Raw genomic sequence first — 612 nt, 5'->3', positions numbered from 1 at the left:
AAAGAATCAGAGATCTTTCTGGTGGCGATGCGCTTAGGGGACACACCCGTACCCATCCCGAACACGATGGTTAAGCCTTAAGCGGCCGATGGTACTTCACTGGAGACGGTGCGGGAGAGTAGGTGGCTGCCAGATTTAAAAAGTTAATACAGATGGGCTTATAGCTCAGCCGGTTAGAGCGCACGCCTGATAAGCGTGAGGTCGGTGGTTCGAGTCCACTTAAGCCCATACCTTTTAACATAAATTGTATAAATGGGGGATTAGCTCAGTTGGGAGAGCGCCTGCCTTGCAAGCAGGAGGTCACGAGTTCGAATCTCGTATTCTCCACTTGATAATCAAAGGGCATCTGATGTTGCCCACAGATGTTTGAATCAAGCTTACTTGAATGAAAACATCTGGGTGGTAACAGAAGGATATCTGTAAGATATCCGCGAGCGAAAAGCTTAGCTTTGAGCTCTCAGATGACTAGGTAAAACATTTGATTATCAATATGTACCTTGAAAATTGCATATAAGAAATAGAAATGATAAGATAAATATCTTAATCAAGACATCCGAGGTAATTGTTATAAACAGAGTAATGAGATAATGATTACAACACAATTCGAAGAAA

The 612-nt window shown here is 42.6% G+C and carries 2 tRNA genes and 1 rRNA gene; all 3 read left to right on the top strand.

Annotated elements, in window-relative coordinates:
- Positions 1-17: 17 nt before the first annotated feature.
- A 5S ribosomal RNA gene (gene rrf, locus JQM81_RS13535) occupies positions 18-135 on the top strand.
- A gap of 19 nt (positions 136-154) precedes the next feature.
- Positions 155-228 (top strand) — tRNA-Ile (locus JQM81_RS13530).
- Positions 229-254: 26 nt separating this feature from the next.
- Positions 255-327 (top strand) — tRNA-Ala (locus JQM81_RS13525).
- The last annotated feature ends 285 nt before the right edge of the window (positions 328-612 follow it).

Origin of the sequence: Faecalicatena contorta (assembly GCF_021531895.1) — a bacterium.
Taxonomy (GTDB): Bacteria; Bacillota; Clostridia; order Lachnospirales; family Lachnospiraceae; genus JAFBIX01.
Note: the sequence above shows the minus strand (reverse complement) of the source record. Positions and strands in the feature narration are given on the sequence as shown.